This window comes from Streptomyces sp. NPDC020681 (genome assembly GCF_044334895.1).
Lineage (GTDB): Bacteria > Actinomycetota > Actinomycetes > Streptomycetales > Streptomycetaceae > Streptomyces.
This window is the reverse complement of sequence record NZ_JBIRTX010000001.1, coordinates 172,555-189,870: the sequence shown is the minus strand read 5'-3', so window position 1 is coordinate 189,870 and position 17,316 is coordinate 172,555. Positions and strand designations below refer to the sequence as shown.

Here is a 17,316-nt window from a genome sequence, read left to right as displayed (position 1 = left end):
GAATGTGACATCTCCGAACACCCCGGCCGCCCGACCACGGCGAGGATCATTCACGGGACGACTCCTAGGGCAGGTGATGCAGCGTGACCTCCGGATTCGCCGGCGACGGGCCGTCGAACAGCGGCTGTGCGATGCCTCGCAGATGGAGGTCGAAGAATGCGCCGACATAGCCGTTGGTGATCTCCGCGGCGCGCTTGCCGGGCAGCGGCGCCTCCGGGTCCGAAAGCCCCAACTGAGCGCCGAGCGGCGGCAGATCGGTGAACGAGAAGTGGCCGGCGCCGGCCACGGTCGCCCAGCGCTTCCAGCCGTCCATCCGGTCCCAGGCCCGGTCCCACGTGGTGTCCCTGCCGCCCGGAACGTGGAGCGACTCGGTGCCGAGCATCATGAACGCCCGGCCGCCGAGGCCCCCGGCGGTGGGCCAGGAGTGGAAGCTGCCGTCCATGTTCACCCCGGCGCGGATCCGTGGGTCGGACTCCATCGCCGCCGCGGTGCTCGCGCCGCCGATCGAGTGCCCGGCCATGCCGATCCGGGTGCGGTCGATCATCCGGGAGTATGCCCAGGCGGGATGACGTCCCGTCAGCTCGTCCAGCACGAAGGACAGGTCCTTCGCCCGTACTCCTGGGACCTTGCCGGTGGACTCCGGCGGCAGATCGCACGCCGTGCACGGCAGGATCCGCCCTCCCGTGAAGTTCGCCCCGACCGCCTCGTAGGCATGGTCGACGGTCGCGACGACATATCCGCGGCTGGTCAGGTCCTCGGCGAGCGCGCTGATCGTGGTCCGCGGCGCGGTGAAGCCGGGCGAGAGCACGACCAGCGGGAAACGGCCCCGAGCGGGCCGGGCGCCGGTCGCGGAGTGGGTGCGGGTACCGCTGAGCACCTCGGCCGGGACCAGCTCGGCCAGATCCTGGTACTCCAGCAGCTGCCGGGCCCCTTCGGTGGTCATGTACGGCGCGGCCCTGCCGGTCCCGGGCCTGGCCGGGTAGTACACCGACACCATCAGTTCCCGCGCACCGGCCGACGGCACCCAAGGGTCGCGACGCGAGTGGTCGACGAGATGGAGCGTGTTGCGCCCGACGGCGTACGGCCCGGTCGGACGCGGCAGCTCCAGCCGCACGCCCTTGCTGTCGGACGAAGCGGTCGCGGCGGCGCCGTCCGGCTGCGGAACGGCTAAGGCCGTCCCCGCGCCGGCCAGCGACAGCACCAGCGCGGCGGCGACGGCGGCATGACGGACTCCGGTCATCCAGGGGCCTCCTACTTCTGTCGGCCACGCGGGTGCGGCGGCCTGATGGAGGGAAGCGTAGGAATCGGGCAGGCACCGGAGCGTCAGCCCGCGGAGGCATCTCGGGTCATACGCAGGGCTGACAGCACCCGGAGACCTGGAGCCTGTCGTCTGGGTCTTGCCCTCACTGTTCTGCGAGGTCTGACCCGCGGGTAATACTCTCCGCATGACTTCGGACATGACAGCGGCCGGCCGCGGCGGGCGGGGGAAGGCTGTGCGGATCCGGCGGGCCACTGCGCGGGATGGGAAGCGGCTCACCGGGCTGGTGCGGAATTCGCGCGCCTACCAGGGACCGTACGAGCCGATGGTCGCCGGTTACCGGGTGGGCCCGGACTACATCGAGACCCACTCGGTCCATGTCGCCGTCGGCGAGGACGACGCCGTGCTCGGCTTCTACGCGCTGGTCCTGTCGCCGCCGGAGCTGGACCTGATGTTCGTCTCCGACGCCGCGCAGGGACTCGGCATCGGCCGCGGCCTCGTCCAGCACATGGCGGGCGAGGCCCGAAGAGCAGGCATCACCGCCGTGCGGGTCGTCTCGCATCCGCCCGCCGAGGGCTTCTACCGGAGCGTGGGCGCGCAGCGCTGCGGCACCGTGCGGGCGAACCCGCCGGCCGTGATGTGGGACCGGCCGGAGCTGATCATCCCGATCCCTTCGGCCTGGTAGTTCAGCCGGTGAGACGGTGTGGACGCATCGTGGACAGCTCCGCTCCCGCAACCGCTCAGTGCCTTACGATCTCCGACGGACGGTCGCGTTCTGCCGGCCGCCCGCAATGCATACTCATGGAGGTCAACCGTGTTCTGGACGGCCAGAGGACACCGCAGTCACCGCAGCAGCTTCCGCGCCCGCGCCACCGCCGGTGCTGTCGCGGCGGGGATGTTCCTCGCCGTGGGTTGTTCCTCCGGCGGCGACGGCCCGGGCGAGGCGGCGGGCGGCGTTCCCGTCGTGGAGAAGGGCAAGCTCACCACTTGCACGCATCTGCCGTACCCGCCGTTCCAGTTCGAGCAGAGCGGCAAGGTCGTCGGCTTCGACGTCGCGCTGATCGACCTCGTCGCCAAGAACCTCAAGGTCCAGCAGAAGATCGTGGACACGCCGTTCGAGAACTTCAAGACCGGCGCGTTCCTGAACTCCGGCGAGTGCGACCTCGCGGCGGCCGGCATGACGATCACCGACGAGCGCAAGAAGAACGTCGACTTCTCCGTCCCGTACTTCGACGCCACCCAGGCGCTCCTCGCCACCAAGAAGAGCGGCGTGAAGACGCTGGCCGACGTCAAGTCCATGAACAAGAAGCTCGGCGCTCAGGCCGAGACCACCGGCGAGAGCTACGCCAAGTCGCAGGGCTTCGACCCGGTCGCCTTCGAGAGCTCCGACGCGGTGCTCAACGGTCTTCGTACGGGCCAGGTCGACGCGGTCGTCATCGACTACCCGGTCGTCCAAGGCTGGCTCAAGGACAAGGCGAACGCCGCCGCGTTCGCGCTCGGCCAGAACATCGAGACCGGTGAGCAGTACGGATTCTCGGTGAAGAAGGGCAACACCGAGCTCCTCGCGGCGATCGACAAGGCGATCAACGACGCCCGCGCCGACGGCACGTACAACAAGCTCTACCAGCAGTGGATCGGTCCGCTGCCCAAGGGCACGTCGTGACCTCTCGGCTGACCCGAAGGCAGCGTCGCCGCGTCTCGCAGGGCATTCAGTACGCCGTCTTCGTCGCCGTGCTGGTCGTGGTCGGCGTGTTCGCCGACTGGGGCCGGCTGCAGAACCAGTTCGCCCAGCAGGACCTGGCCGAAGAGCTCTTCCCGGACATCATCACCATCGCGCTGCGCAACACGGTGGTGTACACGTTCTCCGGCTTCGGCTTCGGACTGGTCCTCGGGCTGATCATCGCGCTGATGCGGCTGTCGTCCGTCGCCCCGTACCGCTGGGTCGCGAGCGTCTACATCGAGCTCTTCCGCGGTCTGCCCGCGCTGCTGATCTTCATCTTCGTGGGTGTGGCGGTGCCGCTGGCGTTCCCCGGCTACCAGATCCCGGGCGGCACGTACGGCAAGGTCGCTCTCGGTCTCGGCCTGGTCGCAGCCGCCTATATGGCGGAGACGATGAGGGCGGGCATCCAGGCGGTGCCCAAGGGCCAGATGGAGGCGGCCCGCTCGCTGGGCTTCTCGCACGCCCGGGCCATGGTGTCGGTGATCATCCCGCAGGCGTTCCGCATCGTGATCCCGCCGCTCACCAATGAGCTCGTCCTGCTGTTCAAGGACTCCTCGCTGGTGCTGTTCCTCGGCGTCACGCTCGACGAGCGAGAACTGACCAAGTTCGGCAGGGACCTCGCCAGCCAGACCGCCAACTCCACCCCGATCCTGGTCGCCGGACTCTGCTACCTCCTGGTGACCGTGCCGCTGAGCTTCGTCGTGCGCCGTCTCGAGACCCGCGCCGACAAGGCCAGGTGAGGACGAGATGTCACAGAAGACTCAGAGCGTGGACGCCATGGCCGCGGACCACCCGGAGATCGAGATCCGGGGGCTGCACAAGTCGTTCGGCGACAACCACGTGCTGCGCGGCATCGACCTGGACATCGGCCGCGGCGAGGTGGTGTGTGTCATCGGCCCTTCCGGCTCGGGCAAGTCGACACTGCTGCGCTGTGTGAATCTGCTGGAGGAGCCCAGCTCCGGCCAGGTCTTCGTCGGCGGCACCGAAGTGACCGACCTCGACGTGGACATCGACGCCGTACGCCGCCGAATCGGCATGGTCTTCCAGCAGTTCAACCTCTTCCCGCACGTCAACGTCACCGAGAACCTCACGCTGCCGCAGCGGCGGGTGCTGCGCCGGGACAAGGCGCGCGCGGCCGCCGTGGCCCGGGAGAATCTGGAGCGCGTCGGGCTCGCCGACAAGGCGGAGGCCTATCCGGCGCAGTTGTCCGGCGGTCAGCAGCAGCGCGTGGCGATCGCGCGGGCGCTGGCGATGGGCCCGGAGGTGATGCTCTTCGACGAGCCGACCTCGGCGCTCGACCCCGAACTCGTCGGCGAGGTGCTGTCGGTGATGCGGCTGCTGGCCGCGGAAGGCATGACGATGATGGTCGTCACCCATGAGATGAGCTTCGCCCGTGAGGTCGCGGACCGAGTGGTGTTCATGGACGGCGGAGTGATCGTCGAGCAGGGACCGGCGGCCCAGGTCGTCGGCGACCCGCAGCACGAGCGGACCAGGAACTTCCTCGACCGGATTCTCGATCCGGCCGCGGCGGACGTGCCGAGCGCGGACGCGGAGTCCACCGGCACGGAGTCCACGGACACGGAGCCCGGACCGCGGAAGGCCGGCGGCTCGACCGGCGAGTGACGGCGGCGGACCAGCGCATCGGCCCGCGGAACCCGGCCCGCGGAACCCGGCCCGCGGAACCCGGCCCGCGGGAGTGGTCCGCACTAGCGTGGACCCATGAGGACGCACGGAGCGCCAGGTCCGCGGCCCGTTCCTGACGACGGTGACTTTCCCGCCCGCAGCGCGCCAGGGTGCCAGGACCTGGCCGAGCTGGACGCCCGGCTGACGCAGTGCCGGGCCTGCCCGAGGCTGGTGAGCTGGCGCGAGGAGGTCGCTGTCAGCAAGCGCTCGGCGTTCCAGGACTGGGAGTACTGGGGCAGGCCGGTTCCCGGGTTCGGTCCGCCGGACGCACCCCTGGCGGTGGTCGGGCTCGCTCCGGCGGCGCACGGCGGCAACCGGACCGGTCGGATGTTCACCGGTGACGCATCGGGCGACTTCCTTTTCGAGGCGCTGTACGCCGCAGGGCTCGCGAACCAGCCCACCTGCACCCACCGCGGCGACGGACTCGAACTGCGCGGAGTGCGGCTCACCGCGCCGGTCCACTGCGCTCCGCCGCAGAACAGGCCCACTCCGGCGGAGCGGGACGCCTGCCGGCCCTGGTTGGCGCGCGAGCTGGAGCTGTTGCGTCCGTCGCTGCGGGCCGTGGTGGTTCTGGGAGCCTTCGGCTGGCAGGCTCTGCTGCCCGTGCTGAGTGACGCCGGCCGACAACTGCCCAGGCCCCGGCCGGTGTTCGGGCACGGTGCGCATGTGGTGCTGCCCGACAGCGGCGGCGGGCGAGAGCTGCATCTGCTCGGCTGCTATCACCCGAGCCAACGGAACACCTTCACCGGGCTGCTCACCCTGGACATGGTCGTCGACGTGTTCCGCCAGGCGGCCGCCGTCGCGGGCCTGGAGCAGTAACCGCAGCCGGCGGGCCGCCCGAAGGCGACCCGCCGGCCACGTCGATCACGTCGATCACGAGCTGTGCATCAGAAGCGGTCGATCAGAAGATGCTCACGCCGTAGACGCTCAGCGCCTCGGTGACGGGCTGGAAGAACGTGGTGCCGCCGGAGGAGCAGTTGCCGCTGCCGCCGGACGTCAGGCCCAGCGCGGTGCTGCCGGAGAACAGCGAACCGCCGCTGTCGCCGGGCTCGGCGCAGACGTTGGTCTGGATGAGGCCGTAGACGATGTCACCGCCGCCGTAGTTGACCGTGGCGTTGAGACCGGTCACCGTGCCGCCGCGCAGACCCGTGGTGCTGCCGCTGCGCTGGACGGACTGGCCGACGGAGGCGTTGCCGGCGCTGGTGATGTCGCGGTACGAGCCGTTGTAGAGGTAGACCCGGCCGTCGGCGGCCGAGGCGTTCGAGTGCCGGATGATGCCGTAGTCGTTGGTCGGGAAGCTGGATCCGGCGGTGGATCCGAGCACCGTGGTGTTCGAGGAGTTGGTGTACCAGGTGCTCCCGATGTTGGTGCAGTGGCCCGCGGTCAGGGCGTAGTACGTGCTGCCGCTGCGGACGTTGAAGCCGAGCGAGCAGCGGCCGCCGCCGGTGTAGATGGCCTGGCCGCCGGCGATGAGCTTGTTGAACGTGCCGGGCGTGCGCTTGATCTCGAGTGCTCCGGCACGCGCGCCCGCGGCCTTCTTGATCTCGGCGATCTCGGCGGGGGACACGCTGCTGTCCGCCGTGACGACGAGCTTGCCCGTGGCCGAGTCCGTGTACCAGGCGGTGCCGGGCACGTCGGCGCCGAGCACGGCGCTGCTCGCCTGCGCGAGCTGGGCGGTGGTGGCCCGTACGCCGTCGCCGGACTCGGCGACCGCGGTCGGGGCGGCAAGCGCGGAGACGGTCAGCAGGCTGGCTGCGACGGCGATCAGCCGTCCGCGTCTGGCGACGCCGCCGAGGGGGGAGAAGCGCTTGATGTTCACTACATCCTCCGGTGGGGGTTCCGGGGCCCGCTGGGTGGACGGGCCCTTCAGCGCGGTGGAGGACAGCACCGTTGACCGTTTGACAGTCATGGCCCTGACAACCGCCGTGCGATAGGAATCCTCGACTCCGGATGGGGCTGCCACAAGATCGCCTTTCGGCCGCTCTACGCGCGTCCAGTTCGCGCCACACGGGCGTGAACTGCCGAGTGCCGGAAGGAGGTTGAATGTCGTGCTTTCGCGCGGGCTCGGTGGGCATCGTGGCTGGTCGAGGGCGCTTCTTCGGCCGGAGCCCGCTTCGGGCCGTCGGCCCCGGGAGGTGAAGTGCGGCGCCGGCGCCCGGCGTTATCGCCCCGATCGGCACGCTTCGCGCACGGCGTGCGGGTGTCCGGATCTACGCGGGTCACATTGCACGGGTGTTACGCGATGCCCGCCGCGTCCAAGAGCGCTCCCGCCGTCGCCGGCGTCAGCCCGTCCAGCGTCTCCGCGCCGACCCCGGCCCTCGCGCTCGCCCCGTCGAAGACCAGCGTCAACTGGCGTGCCAGCAGCGCCGGATCCTGGGCGCCTCCGCGCTCCGCCTCCGAGCGGAAGTAGGCGGTCAGGCCGTCCTTGACCTTGCGCGCGACCCGGCTCGCCGGGTGGTCGGGGTTCTTGAGCTCGACCTGGGTGGCCAGATACGGGCAGCCGCGGTACTCGGGCCGGATTGAAGCGGCCTCCAGCTGTTCGAAGACATGCAGGATCCGGGCGCGCGGCGGCCGCTGGTCGTCCTGCGGCGGGAGGAGCTGCGATTCGTAGCCGGCCGCGCGCCGCTTCAGTGACGCGGCCAGGACGGCGTCCTTGCTGTCGAACAGCTGATACATCGAGCGCTTCGACACGCCCGCGGCCCGGCACAGCGCCTCGACGCCGATGCCGACGCCCTCGCGGTAGAAGAGCTCGGCCGCGGCGTCGAGCAGCCGGTCGCGGGTGGATGGCGTCGATGTCGTGGTCATACGCCGAGATTACCGCCGGGGCTTGGCAAAGGAAAACGATCGGTTTACCATCGAGGCAGCACCCAGGAAACCGATCGGTTTCCGAGCCGGATTTCGCAGCGCGACGAGAAGAGAGATCACCATGCAGATCGACGGCGCAGTGGCCCTGGTGACGGGCGGCAACCGCGGACTGGGGGAGCAGTTCGTCAAGGCCCTCCTCGACCGCGGAGCCGCGAAGGTCTATGCGGCCGCGCGCAATCCGGACACGGTCACTGTCCCGGGCGCGGTGCCTCTCGCCCTCGACATCACCGACCCCGCCGCCGTTCGCGCGGCGGCCGAACAGGCCCAGGACGTCACGCTGCTGATCAACAACGCGGGCATCTCCACCGGGACCGGCGTCCTCGACGGCGACCTCGAAGGATTCCGCCGGGAGATGGACACGCACGCCTTCGGCACCCTCGAGGTGAGCCGGGCCTTCGCTCCGATCCTCGCCCGCAACGGCGGCGGCGCACTGCTGAACGTCCTCTCGGTCCTGTCCTGGTACGTGATACCCGCCAACACGGCCTACAGCGCGTCCAAGGCCGCCGCCTGGGCCATCACCAACGCCTTGCGCGTCCAGCTCGCCGAGCAGCGGACGCTCGTCTCCGCGCTGCACGTGGGCTATATGGACACCGACATGGCCGCGGCCGTCGACCAGCCCAAGGCCGACCCGGCCAAGGTCGCGCACGCCGCACTCGACGCCATCGAGGCCGGCCGGTACGAAATCATCGCCGACGAGATCACCGCGCAGGTCAAGGCAGGACTCTCCGCCGACCCGAGCGCGCTCTACCCGCAGCTGGTCCAGCCGGCGGCCTAGGGCCTGATCCAGACGAAAGGCCCTGAGCCGCAAGACTCCCGCGGCTCCCGTTCCCGGCGGGGGCCGCGGGCCTGCGGTGCGCCACCGTGTCCGCCTCAGAGAAGCAGCCGCAGCGTCGTGTCAGCGATGCCCAGACGTACGGTCTGGCCCCAGGTCAGCTCCAGCGCGTCGCTCTCGATGCCGTCGCCGAAGGCGACCAGCCGGTCGGACTCGACGACCAGCCGGAGCTGTTCGGAGCGTCCCAGCGTCCCCTCGACGAGCGACGTGCCGGTGGTGGGCGAGGGCCAGGCCTCGCGTACGAACCAGATGAGCCGCGGATCGGCGGGGCCGGGCAGTTGGAGACCGCTGGCGCGCTCCTGCCACAGCGAGCGCAGCCAGCCGGTCGCGCCCGTGCCGGTGCCGACAAGCACTCCGGAGGACGCCTGCGCTTCGGAGGCGTCCGTGTCGTCGGCGGGGCTCAGCCGGTAGCGGGCGCTCTGGTGGCCGGGCCGGCCCAGATAGATCTCGTTGAGTGCGCGCAGTCGCTCGGTGTTGTCTGCGACGGCCTCCACCATGGTGAGTTCGTCGCAGGCGCAGCGAGGCGTCACGGCGGCTGCCAGCAGCCGGGCCGTGTCCTTGGTCCGGTGGCGCACCAGGACACCGGGGTTGCGGCCGGGTTCCGTGTCGATGCCGACCACCGGCTGGCCCGAGAGGTACTTGGCGGTGTTCGCCACCAGCCCGTCCGCCCCGACCACGACCACCACGTCCTCGGGGCCGAACAGGAAACGGTCGAGATCGGCCCGGTCGACCCGGGCCTGACGCCAGTTCAGAGGCACCGCGGCGGCCGCATCGGCGAGCGCCCGCCGGGCCCGCCGGTGGCGCTCCGCCACGTCCTCGATGCTCCGGCCGCGCGACGAGAGAAAGAAGCCGGCCTGCCCGTGCGTGCCGTGGCGGGCCAGCAACTCCTCGTACTCACTGGTCCGGTGCACCAGCACCGCCCGGGGCGCGAGGCTCACGCCTGGTCTCCCTGCCTGCCGCCGAGCTTGGCGAGCAATCCGGTGAGCACGTCCGGAGAGACCGTGAGGCTGTCGATGCGCGGCAGGTTCTCGGCGAGCCGGGAGCCGGTCAGCGCGTGCAGCGTGGCCGCGTCGACCTCGGCGTGCACCCGCAGCCACGCGGCCTGGGCCTGGGCGCGGGCGTCGCCCACCTCGCGTGCGGCCTCGGCCTCCGCCTTGGCCAGCCGTACGGTGCGCGCGGCCTCGGCCTCGGCCCGTACGCCGTCGGCCGCCGCCTTCTCCTCGGCCTCGCGGCGGGCGTTGGTGCCGCGCTGTTCGACCAACTGCTCCTCGCGGCGGGCCAGTTCGATGCGGCTGGCGAGTTCGTTCTCGGCGATGGCGCGCTCCCGCTCGACTGCGACGGCCCGCCGTTCGTAGGTCGCACGGTCCGCCTCCTGCTGGATCTGTTCGCGGGCCGGGGTGCGCAGCGCCCGCTCCACCTCCGGCTCGGGCCGGATCGCCACGACGCGCACGGCCACCACGGCGATGCCGGTCGCGGCCAGCCGCGGCTCGCCTTCGAGTCCGGCGCCGATCCGCTCCCGTACCGCGGCCACTCCGTCGACGAGAGCGGCGGCCAGCGGGGTGCGGGCCAGCACGTCCAGCGCGTGCTGCTGGGCGGTCTCGGTGAGCAGTGTGGAGATCTGCTCCAGCGGAGCGCCGCGCCAGGCGCCGGTGTCCGGATCGATGGAGAAGTCCAGCCGGGCGGCGGCGGTGGCCGGTTCGCCGATCCGGTACGTCACGGTGGCCTGCACGGTCACGTCCTGGAAGTCGGACGTACGGGCATGGAAGGCCATGGACTCCTCGCGGTCGTCGACCGGCACTTCGCAGAGCGCGGCGGTCAGCGCGCGAAACCAGAAGCTCAGTCCGGGTCCGTCGTGGACGAGCTGTCCCCGCCGGTGGTGGCGGACATGAGCGGTGGGTGCGGAACGAAGGTGGCGCCATCCGAAGCGCCTGATGATGTCGGCCATGCCGGACCCCTTTTCGTCTCTTCGACGATATAGGGCCTGACCGGTTATCGTCAAGACGACGACATGAAGAGGGCGGCTCGCTTTCGGCGAGCCGCCCCCATCGAGTTGCGATGCCTGCGGTCAGCAGTCCGGCACGTCGGGAAGCTTGTTGTCCGGCGAGTTGACGTAGATGTTGGTCATGTAGCCGCCGTACTGCGGCAGATGGGCCCACCACTCATTGGTGTACGGCGGTACGGAGACCACATCACCGCGCTTCTGGCAGTCCACCAGCACCTCGACACCGGCCGGCAGCCGGGTGAGCACCTTGGACGAACTGGTCGAGTCCGCCCGGACGTTCACGTCGGAGCCCCATGTCCCGTACCACTTGCCCGCCGGCCGGACGCCACCGGGCACGGTGAGTGAGCGGGTGAGGCGACCGATGTCGGTGTAGGCCTTGCCGTACGTCGTGCCCATGGGGTGCAGCGTGAGAACGGCGACGATGCTGCGGTCACCGGCGCCCACCGTGCCGGTGGTGTGCAGCGCGGGACGCGACAGGTCGGCGTCGGCCGCGGCCTGTCGAACGGAGACCGCGCTCTTCTCGGCGCTGCTCGACGGGCCGCAGGTGCCCGGCGCGTACTGGCCCGACCAGCCCTGCTTCACGGCCCAGGGCTTCTCGAACGCGCCGGCGATGCCGAAGTGCTGGTCGAAACTGTCCGACGCACAACGGGTCGACTGGCGCAGATTCCCCATGATGTAGTCGCGGACCGGGGCCGGCGCCGAGTCCAGCAGATAGCGGTAGATCGTCACGGTGTCTCGGGCGGACAGCGCCGTGTAGCCCCAGTAGCCCGGGTGGCTCGCCGGCGGCGGCGCTGTGTCGGACAGGCCGAGCCGCGTGACCATCCGGCCGATGATCGCCGAACCGCCGTTGGCGCTCCAGTAGTGGCTGGCGGCATCGTCGTTGCTGCTGCGGAGCATGGCGTCGAGACGGGTCCGGTCGGCGGCCGGGATGCTGTAGTCGGGCCCGCGGTTCCACAGGAAGTCCAGCGCGAGCAGCAGTTTGACCACCGAGGCCGAACGGAACTGCATGCCGGTGTTCAACTGCTCGGTGAACGTGCCGGTCCGGCGGTCGAAGACGGCGACTCCCGCCGTCACTCCCGCCGGGACGGCGACGGACGCCGCCTTGGGTTGCGGCTCGGCCGCGGGGCGCGCGGGGGCTGCGCCCGCGGCCGTCGCGACGCACAGCAGCGTCGCGGTCAGGGCGGCGAGGGCGCCGAGTCTGGTGCGAAGGGTCATTGTGGTTCCCCCGGAGTGGGTTGGCGGAGCGGTCCGTACGGTAGTCAGCCGTGGGCCGGGCGCCTCCTGACGTATGTCAGGACCACTCCGGGGCGTCCTCGGTCACGCTCAGCGGGTGTAGGCCGCGAGGTTGCTCAGCACCGTGTCGACATGGCCGCGGGTACTGGCGGGCACGCCGCCGGCCTCGATGACCGCCTTGTCGCTGGTGCGGTATCCGGCGGCGATGAGTGCGGGCAGGTTCTCGCGGAGGCCGCTCTGCTTGAAGCGCTGGTCGAGCCAGCAGGTGAAGACGGCCATGCTGGAGATGGCGTCCGGCGGGGACATGTAGTCCTTGTCGCCGTCCCGATCACCGTCCACCGCCCATGCGTTGAAGACGGAAGGTGTCCACATCGCGATGCCGTACTCACCGGTGGCGGGCCGCGCTGCCTTCGGATCGAAACCGCTCTCCGCCTTGACCATCGCGGCGAGCAGCGCCGGGGTGACCTCCTTGTCGGTGCACCGCTTCGCGGCCTCGTTGATCACCGGTCTCAGCTCGCGCGGCACGTCCGAGTCCTCGGGGATCGCGCCGGGGAGCGTGACGACGGTGGACTTCCTCGGCCTCGGACTGGCTTGTTGTTCGCGCTCCGGCCACGCCACCACCGCAACTCCCGCGAGGGCGGCGGCCAGTGCCAGTCCGGCGCCGACGAGAATCTGCGTCCGCCGGCGGGTCGGCGGACGGGAGCCGGCGTGCAGCGCGCGCACCCGGTCCGACAGCTCCTGCGCGCCGAGCGGCGACCTCGACGCGTGGTCCGGGGCCAGGCACGCGGTGATCAGATCGCGCCAGCCTTCGGGCAGCCTGTCGTCCAGTCGCAGGGGCGCGGCGCCCTTGGCGTACGTCTGCGCCGCCAGCGAACGCGCGCGGGCGGTCGAACCGAGGAAAGGATGGAGTCCGCCGGTGAGCACCTGGTGGGCGAGCACGCCGAACGCCCAGATGTCGGCGGTCGGGCGTACGACGCTGCCGCGCACGCCGGTGCGCTGCGACCACCACTCCGGCGGCACATGGTCGAGCGAGCCGATCGGCGGTATGTAGGCGTGTGTGCCGTCCAGTTCCGCGGTGAGCCCGAAGTCGGCGAGCCAGACGGCTCCTTCGGACGCCAGCAGTGTGTTGGCCGGTTTGAGGTCGCCGTGCACCCAGCCCTGGGTGTGCATATGGGCGAGACCGGCGGCGATGCCGCTGAGGATGTGCCCGGCGCCCGGTACGGGCACGCCCGCCTCGCCGTCCGCGAGCAGATCCTGCAGGCTCCGTTCCGCCCGGTCCATGACCAGCACGATCACGCCGTTCAGCTCGGGCCGGTCCGGGTCGTCGAGCGTGACCGCGGCGTGGGTGCGTACGAGATTCGGGTGGTCGGCCTCGCGGCTGAACCGCACTTCCTGACCGGTCAGCGCGTCCATCGAGGCGCGCTGACCCGGCGTGAGCAGATCGGTGCGGAGGAACTTCAGAGCGAGCGGCCTGTCGCGCTCGGCGGACCCGGCCGCGTAGACGCTGCCCCAGCTGCCGGATCCGATCAGCTCGGTCACGGTCCAGTCGGCGACGCGGTATCCGGCGGGGATGTCGAGTGGGGGCGTGGGGGGCGTGCTCTGGTCCATCCTCGATGGGCCTTTCGGTTCAGCGTCGGTGCAACACCGGTTCAGCGTCGGACAGGTGGAGGAAGGAGCGTGAGGTGTTCCTCGCGCACCAGGTTGAAGCGGAGTGCGAGAGCGATGAGCTGTCCTCGTTTACCACCGCGACCGGCGGACTCGTCGGCGTCGTCGCCCAGTCGTAGCTTGGCGGTGGCGAGATAGTCGATGTGGTAGTTGACCGCGGACCGGGTCAGATCGCCGCAGGACGGCAACGGCCGCAGCCGGTCCACCACTTCGCCGACTCCGGGTACCGCGGTGCTCAGGGACGACCGCAGCCTCGGCTCGCACAGCGCCAGCAGCACCAGGAAGTACTTGGATGTCGGGTCCAGGGCGAAGGGGGCGGCGGTGGGCTCGCCGGCGGACGGGCCGGAGTGCGGGTCGCGGTAGGCGTGCTGAGGCGCGAACACCTTGAAGTCGGCCGGTCCGCCGGCCGAGGGAAGGATCACCCGCGAGAGCTCGAAGGGCACGGGAGCGGCGATCCGGCCTGGCGCGACCTTGATGTGTTCGCCGGCGCCTTCCAGATTCTCCACGACATAAGTGGCGGACGGGCTGTAGTTGGTCAGGCGCCAGTAGTCCTCGGCCGCGATGATCTGGCCGGCGTAGCGCGAGACGCCCGGGTCGTGCAGCGGTACGGCCACCGGGCAGCCGGGTGCGCCACGACCGAATTCGGCGGTTTCGCCGGGTCCCAGGTGCAGCAGCCGGGGCCTGGGCTCCGGATCGTCCGCATGCCGAAGTGCCCGTTCGGGCAACTGAACAATCACTGTTGTCACTGTGCTCACACCCGTGTTCCGCGCGCAGGCGCTGTCACGCCCACGGCTCCCCCTCTTGACTCACGGTTCAGTGGTCGACGGTCGACAATACCGACTGCCGCAGAGTGGACGCACCACCTCCGTTTGTGGCCGGCGGCTCCTGTGCCGGTGCGGCCGGAAAGAGCCCTCGGTCCGGCGTGCTCACGTCACTGCGCGGCGTGCTCGGGACGGCGGAACGGCAATGCGCAAGGGCCATTCGAGACGCTCGTCGGGCCACCGCACTTGGCCTGATCGTGCTGCCAAGCTGCTTGCGCCCGGCGGAGGTTGACGCGACCCCGTCACGCCCGTACGTTCCGAGAGCGCTCTCATTCATGCCTCCCCCCTCTCGGCCTCAGGGAGCCGCTCATGTGGCCAGCACTGTCCGCCAGGATGCGCCGCCTCGCCGTGCCCGTCGTCGCCGCGCTCGTCCTGTGCGCCCCGCAGGCGTCCGCCACGCCTGCCTCCGCACCGTCCGGAGCCCCTGCCGCGGCTGCCGAACCGTCCGGAGCACCCGCCGCTTCCGGTGCCGCCGCCGCGATCTGCAACAAGTACTGCGACGCCCGCGACCCCGCGCTCGCTCCCGTGACCCGCAGCCCTGTCTCCACCTCGGTCCACTCCCGCAGCATCACGCTGCACTTCGACGACCAGGACGCGATGGGCTGGGCCTCGCTCGGCAACGGCAGCCCCGGCGACGAGATGTGGCTCGACCGCTCCTTCGACGGCGGGCGCACATGGAGTTCGGGCAGCCGCCTGGGCCTCACCACCGTGCCCGCCGCGAGCCGTGGCTGGCGCACGCTCATGTACAACGTCGACGACTGGAACAACCACGGAGTCGGCGCCCTGCGTGCCTGCGGAAAGGCCGGCGACCGGCCGGAGATCGCCTGCACGGCCTGGGCGCGCACCACGTGGAACGCCTACGACCGGCGGACGGCGGCGGCCACCGCGCAGATGCAGTTCTACAACAACGGCACCGGTCTGTTCGCCACCACCGGATGGTGGAACTCGGCGAACGCCCTGACCGCCGTCATCGACAACATCCGGGTCTCCGGCATGCCCAGCTACCGCTACGCGATCGCCAACACCTACGACCGCCAACTGAACGCGCACGCGGGACAGTTCCGCAACGAGTACATCGACGACACCGGCTGGTGGGGGATGGCCTGGGTCGCCGCGTACGACGCCACCGGCGACAGCCGCTATCTGAGCACCGCCCGCGCCGGCGCCGACCACATGGCCGCCTACTGGGACGGCACCTGCGGCGGCGGAGTCTGGTGGAGCACCGCGAAGACCTACAAGGCAGCCATCGCCAACTCCCTCTACATCCAGCTCAACGCTGCCCTGCACAACCGCATCCCCGGTGACACGGTGTATCTGCAGCGGGCGCGCGCCGGCTGGTCGTGGTTCCAGGCGACAGGCATGATCAACGGCTCCAACCTGGTGAACGACGGTATCTCGCTGTCCACCTGCCGCAACAACGGCAGCACGGTCTGGTCGTACAACCAGGGCGTACTGCTCGGCGCGCTCACCGAACTGCACCGGGCCACCCAGGACGATCAACTGCTCACCCGTGCACGGCAGATCGCCGACGCCGCGACCACCACCTCCTCTCTGCACACCGCGGAAGGCGTTCTGCGGGACCCGTGCGAGAGCGGCGACTGTCAGGCCGACGGCCCGTCCTTCAAGGGTGCGCACGTCCGCGGCCTCGGCAAGCTCAACGCCGCGCTCTCCGACCATCCGTACACGGCCTATCTGACCCGTCAGGCCGATGCCGCCCACGCCCGCGACCGCAACCCGCTCGACCAGTACGGGCTGCGCTGGAGCGGGCCCCTCGACACGACGGACGCCGCTCGCCAGCACAGCGCGCTCGACCTGCTCAACGCCGCGCCGTGAGCGTGGGCTTGAGCCATCGGGATGCGTCCGCGTCCGCTTCGAGAGCGCTCTCTCCCGGCGCATCCCGCTCCATCGCAATCCACCCCCCACCAGGAGGCCCAACGTGTTCCGCCCACGTAGAACGCCCGCGGCACTGTTCGCGGCGATGGTCATCGCCTCTGGCCTGACGGCCATCAGCGCCACAACGCCCGCGCAGGCCGCCGTGCCCGCCACCATCCCCCTCACCTTCACCAACAACTCGGGGCGCAGCGAGCCGATCTACATCTACAACCTCGGCACACTGCTCACCACCGGACAGCAGGGCTGGGCCGACGCGAACGGCACCTTCCACCCCTGGCCCGCCGGCGGCAACCCGCCGACGCCCGCGCCCGACGCCTCGATCGCCGGACCCGCGAACGGCGGGTCGAAGACCATCCGGATGCCCAAGTTCTCCGGCCGCATCTACTTCTCGTACGGCCAGAAGCTGGTCTTCAAGCTCACCACCGGCGGACTGGTACAGCCCGCCGTCCAGAACCCGACCGACCCGAACAGGAACATCCTCTTCAACTGGTCCGAGTACACGCTCAACGACGGCGGTCTGTGGATCAACAGCACACAGGTCGACATGTTCTCGGCCCCGTACGCCGTCGGCGTCAAGCTCGCCAATGGAACGACCAAGAACACCGGTCATCTGAAGCCCGGCGGCTACAACGGCTTCTACAACGCGCTGAGAGGACAGCCCGGAGGCTGGGCGAACCTGATCCAGACCCGCTCCGACGGCACCGTGCTGCGCGCCCTCGCGCCGTCGCACGGCATAGGGACCGGCACCCTGCCGGCCACCGTGCTGGACGACTACATCAACCGCGTGTGGCAGCGGTACAGCACCTCGACGCTGACGGTGACTCCGTTCGCCAACCAGCCCAACACCAAGTACTACGGCCGGGTCTCGGGCAACGTCATGAACTTCACCAACGGCTCGGGAGCGACCGTCACCAGCTTCCAGAAGCCCGACTCCGACAGTGTCTTCGGCTGCTACAAGCGGCTGGACGCTCCCAACGACCAGGTGCGCGGCCCGATCTCCCGCACCCTGTGCGCCGGCTTCAACCGCTCCACGCTCCTGACCAACCCGAACCAGCCCGACACCAGCTCCGCGAACTTCTACAAGGACGTGGTCACCAACCACTACGCGCGGAAGATCCATGCGCAGATGGTCGACGGGAAGGCGTACGCCTTCGCCTTCGACGACGTCGGAGCCCATGAGTCGCTGGTGCACGACGGCAATCCGCAGCAGGCGTACATCACGCTCGACCCGTTCAACTAGGTCCTGTTCCGTGACCAGTCCTGTCCCGCCGCCGTCCCGCGCTGTCCCCGACGCCCCGGCCCGCCCGTCGTTGTCAGACCCTGGCCTTACGGTGAGATCGTCCG

The 17,316-nt window shown here is 70.3% G+C and carries 16 protein-coding genes; 8 read left to right on the top strand and 8 right to left on the bottom strand.

Going from position 1 to position 17,316, the window contains the following annotated elements; genetic code table 11:
• Positions 1-64: 64 nt before the first annotated feature.
• Positions 65-1,240, bottom strand: a complete 1,176-nt coding sequence (locus ACH4YL_RS00815; protein WP_398503426.1) for an alpha/beta hydrolase family protein — start codon at positions 1,238-1,240, stop codon at positions 65-67.
• 205 nt (positions 1,241-1,445) lie between these two features.
• Between ACH4YL_RS00815 and ACH4YL_RS00810 the strand changes: the two genes are divergently transcribed.
• The 5 genes from ACH4YL_RS00810 to ACH4YL_RS00790 all read left to right on the top strand — a co-directional run bounded on the left by ACH4YL_RS00810 (position 1,446) and on the right by ACH4YL_RS00790 (position 5,480).
• On the top strand, positions 1,446-1,943 hold the full coding sequence (locus tag ACH4YL_RS00810) for a GNAT family N-acetyltransferase (RefSeq protein WP_398503424.1): 498 nt from the start codon (positions 1,446-1,448) through the stop codon (positions 1,941-1,943).
• Between the two features lie 210 nt (positions 1,944-2,153).
• A complete protein-coding gene (locus ACH4YL_RS00805) occupies positions 2,154-2,921 on the top strand; it encodes an ABC transporter substrate-binding protein (RefSeq protein ID WP_398504344.1) in 768 nt (255 codons plus the stop codon).
• Positions 2,888-3,718: an amino acid ABC transporter permease gene (locus ACH4YL_RS00800; protein ID WP_398503423.1), complete on the top strand. Its 831-nt coding sequence runs from the start codon at positions 2,888-2,890 to the stop codon at positions 3,716-3,718. The genes ACH4YL_RS00805 and ACH4YL_RS00800 overlap by 34 nt, the downstream gene beginning before the upstream one ends.
• A 7-nt stretch (positions 3,719-3,725) precedes the next feature.
• Positions 3,726-4,601 (top strand): amino acid ABC transporter ATP-binding protein, encoded by an 876-nt coding sequence (locus ACH4YL_RS00795; protein ID WP_398503421.1) that lies wholly within the window; start codon positions 3,726-3,728, stop codon positions 4,599-4,601.
• Positions 4,602-4,697: 96 nt separating this feature from the next.
• Positions 4,698-5,480, top strand: a complete 783-nt coding sequence (locus ACH4YL_RS00790; RefSeq protein WP_398503419.1) for a uracil-DNA glycosylase — start codon at positions 4,698-4,700, stop codon at positions 5,478-5,480.
• 82 nt (positions 5,481-5,562) lie between these two features.
• On the opposite strand, the gene ACH4YL_RS00785 is transcribed toward ACH4YL_RS00790, so the two are convergent.
• Together ACH4YL_RS00785 and ACH4YL_RS00780 are read right to left on the bottom strand one after the other, a co-directional pair.
• Positions 5,563-6,480, bottom strand: coding sequence for a S1 family peptidase (locus ACH4YL_RS00785; protein WP_398504342.1), 918 nt, complete (start codon positions 6,478-6,480; stop codon positions 5,563-5,565).
• Between the two features lie 416 nt (positions 6,481-6,896).
• Positions 6,897-7,466: a TetR/AcrR family transcriptional regulator gene (locus ACH4YL_RS00780; protein WP_398503417.1), complete on the bottom strand. Its 570-nt coding sequence runs from the start codon at positions 7,464-7,466 to the stop codon at positions 6,897-6,899.
• 121 nt (positions 7,467-7,587) lie between these two features.
• Here ACH4YL_RS00780 and ACH4YL_RS00775 point away from each other — a divergent pair, with 121 nt between their 5' ends.
• Positions 7,588-8,301: an SDR family oxidoreductase gene (locus tag ACH4YL_RS00775; protein ID WP_398503415.1), complete on the top strand. Its 714-nt coding sequence runs from the start codon at positions 7,588-7,590 to the stop codon at positions 8,299-8,301.
• 95 nt (positions 8,302-8,396) lie between these two features.
• On the opposite strand, the gene ACH4YL_RS00770 is transcribed toward ACH4YL_RS00775, so the two are convergent.
• The 5 genes from ACH4YL_RS00770 to ACH4YL_RS00750 all read right to left on the bottom strand — a co-directional run bounded on the left by ACH4YL_RS00770 (position 8,397) and on the right by ACH4YL_RS00750 (position 14,004).
• Entirely contained in the window at positions 8,397-9,296 is a 900-nt protein-coding gene (locus tag ACH4YL_RS00770; RefSeq protein ID WP_398503413.1) for a hypothetical protein, read from the bottom strand.
• Positions 9,293-10,303, bottom strand: coding sequence for an SPFH domain-containing protein (locus tag ACH4YL_RS00765; RefSeq protein WP_398503412.1), 1,011 nt, complete (start codon positions 10,301-10,303; stop codon positions 9,293-9,295). Before ACH4YL_RS00765 ends, ACH4YL_RS00770 begins: the two co-directional genes overlap by 4 nt.
• A 120-nt stretch (positions 10,304-10,423) precedes the next feature.
• Complete coding sequence (locus ACH4YL_RS00760; protein ID WP_398503410.1) at positions 10,424-11,575, bottom strand: hypothetical protein; 1,152 nt, start codon at positions 11,573-11,575, stop codon at positions 10,424-10,426.
• Between the two features lie 108 nt (positions 11,576-11,683).
• On the bottom strand, positions 11,684-13,201 hold the full coding sequence (locus ACH4YL_RS00755) for a protein kinase (RefSeq protein WP_398503408.1): 1,518 nt from the start codon (positions 13,199-13,201) through the stop codon (positions 11,684-11,686).
• A 41-nt stretch (positions 13,202-13,242) separates the two neighbouring features.
• Positions 13,243-14,004, bottom strand: coding sequence for a serine/threonine protein kinase (locus ACH4YL_RS00750; RefSeq protein WP_398504340.1), 762 nt, complete (start codon positions 14,002-14,004; stop codon positions 13,243-13,245).
• Positions 14,005-14,412: 408 nt separating this feature from the next.
• Here ACH4YL_RS00750 and ACH4YL_RS00745 point away from each other — a divergent pair, with 408 nt between their 5' ends.
• Together ACH4YL_RS00745 and ACH4YL_RS00740 are read left to right on the top strand one after the other, a co-directional pair.
• Positions 14,413-15,912, top strand: a complete 1,500-nt coding sequence (locus ACH4YL_RS00745) for a glycoside hydrolase family 76 protein (RefSeq protein WP_398504338.1) — start codon at positions 14,413-14,415, stop codon at positions 15,910-15,912.
• A 145-nt stretch (positions 15,913-16,057) separates the two neighbouring features.
• Positions 16,058-17,212 (top strand): glycoside hydrolase family 64 protein, encoded by a 1,155-nt coding sequence (locus ACH4YL_RS00740; protein WP_398504336.1) that lies wholly within the window; start codon positions 16,058-16,060, stop codon positions 17,210-17,212.
• Positions 17,213-17,316 lie beyond the last annotated feature (104 nt).

Bases quoted from the DNA above. Each gene is read 5' to 3' on its own strand.
- ACH4YL_RS00740 (WP_398504336.1), top strand. From the start codon at position 16,058: ATGGTCATCGCCTCTGGCCTGACGGCCATCAGCGCCACAACGCCCGCG.
- ACH4YL_RS00780 (WP_398503417.1), bottom strand. From the start codon at position 7,466: ATGACCACGACATCGACGCCATCCACCCGCGACCGGCTGCTCGACGCC.
- ACH4YL_RS00815 (WP_398503426.1), bottom strand. From the start codon at position 1,240: ATGACCGGAGTCCGTCATGCCGCCGTCGCCGCCGCGCTGGTGCTGTCG.
- ACH4YL_RS00795 (WP_398503421.1), top strand. From the start codon at position 3,726: ATGTCACAGAAGACTCAGAGCGTGGACGCCATGGCCGCGGACCACCCG.
- ACH4YL_RS00775 (WP_398503415.1), top strand. From the start codon at position 7,588: ATGCAGATCGACGGCGCAGTGGCCCTGGTGACGGGCGGCAACCGCGGA.
- ACH4YL_RS00805 (WP_398504344.1), top strand. From the start codon at position 2,154: ATGTTCCTCGCCGTGGGTTGTTCCTCCGGCGGCGACGGCCCGGGCGAG.
- ACH4YL_RS00745 (WP_398504338.1), top strand. From the start codon at position 14,413: ATGCGCCGCCTCGCCGTGCCCGTCGTCGCCGCGCTCGTCCTGTGCGCC.
- ACH4YL_RS00765 (WP_398503412.1), bottom strand. From the start codon at position 10,303: ATGGCCGACATCATCAGGCGCTTCGGATGGCGCCACCTTCGTTCCGCA.
- ACH4YL_RS00755 (WP_398503408.1), bottom strand. From the start codon at position 13,201: ATGGACCAGAGCACGCCCCCCACGCCCCCACTCGACATCCCCGCCGGA.
- ACH4YL_RS00810 (WP_398503424.1), top strand. From the start codon at position 1,446: ATGACTTCGGACATGACAGCGGCCGGCCGCGGCGGGCGGGGGAAGGCT.
- ACH4YL_RS00790 (WP_398503419.1), top strand. From the start codon at position 4,698: ATGAGGACGCACGGAGCGCCAGGTCCGCGGCCCGTTCCTGACGACGGT.
- ACH4YL_RS00760 (WP_398503410.1), bottom strand. From the start codon at position 11,575: ATGACCCTTCGCACCAGACTCGGCGCCCTCGCCGCCCTGACCGCGACG.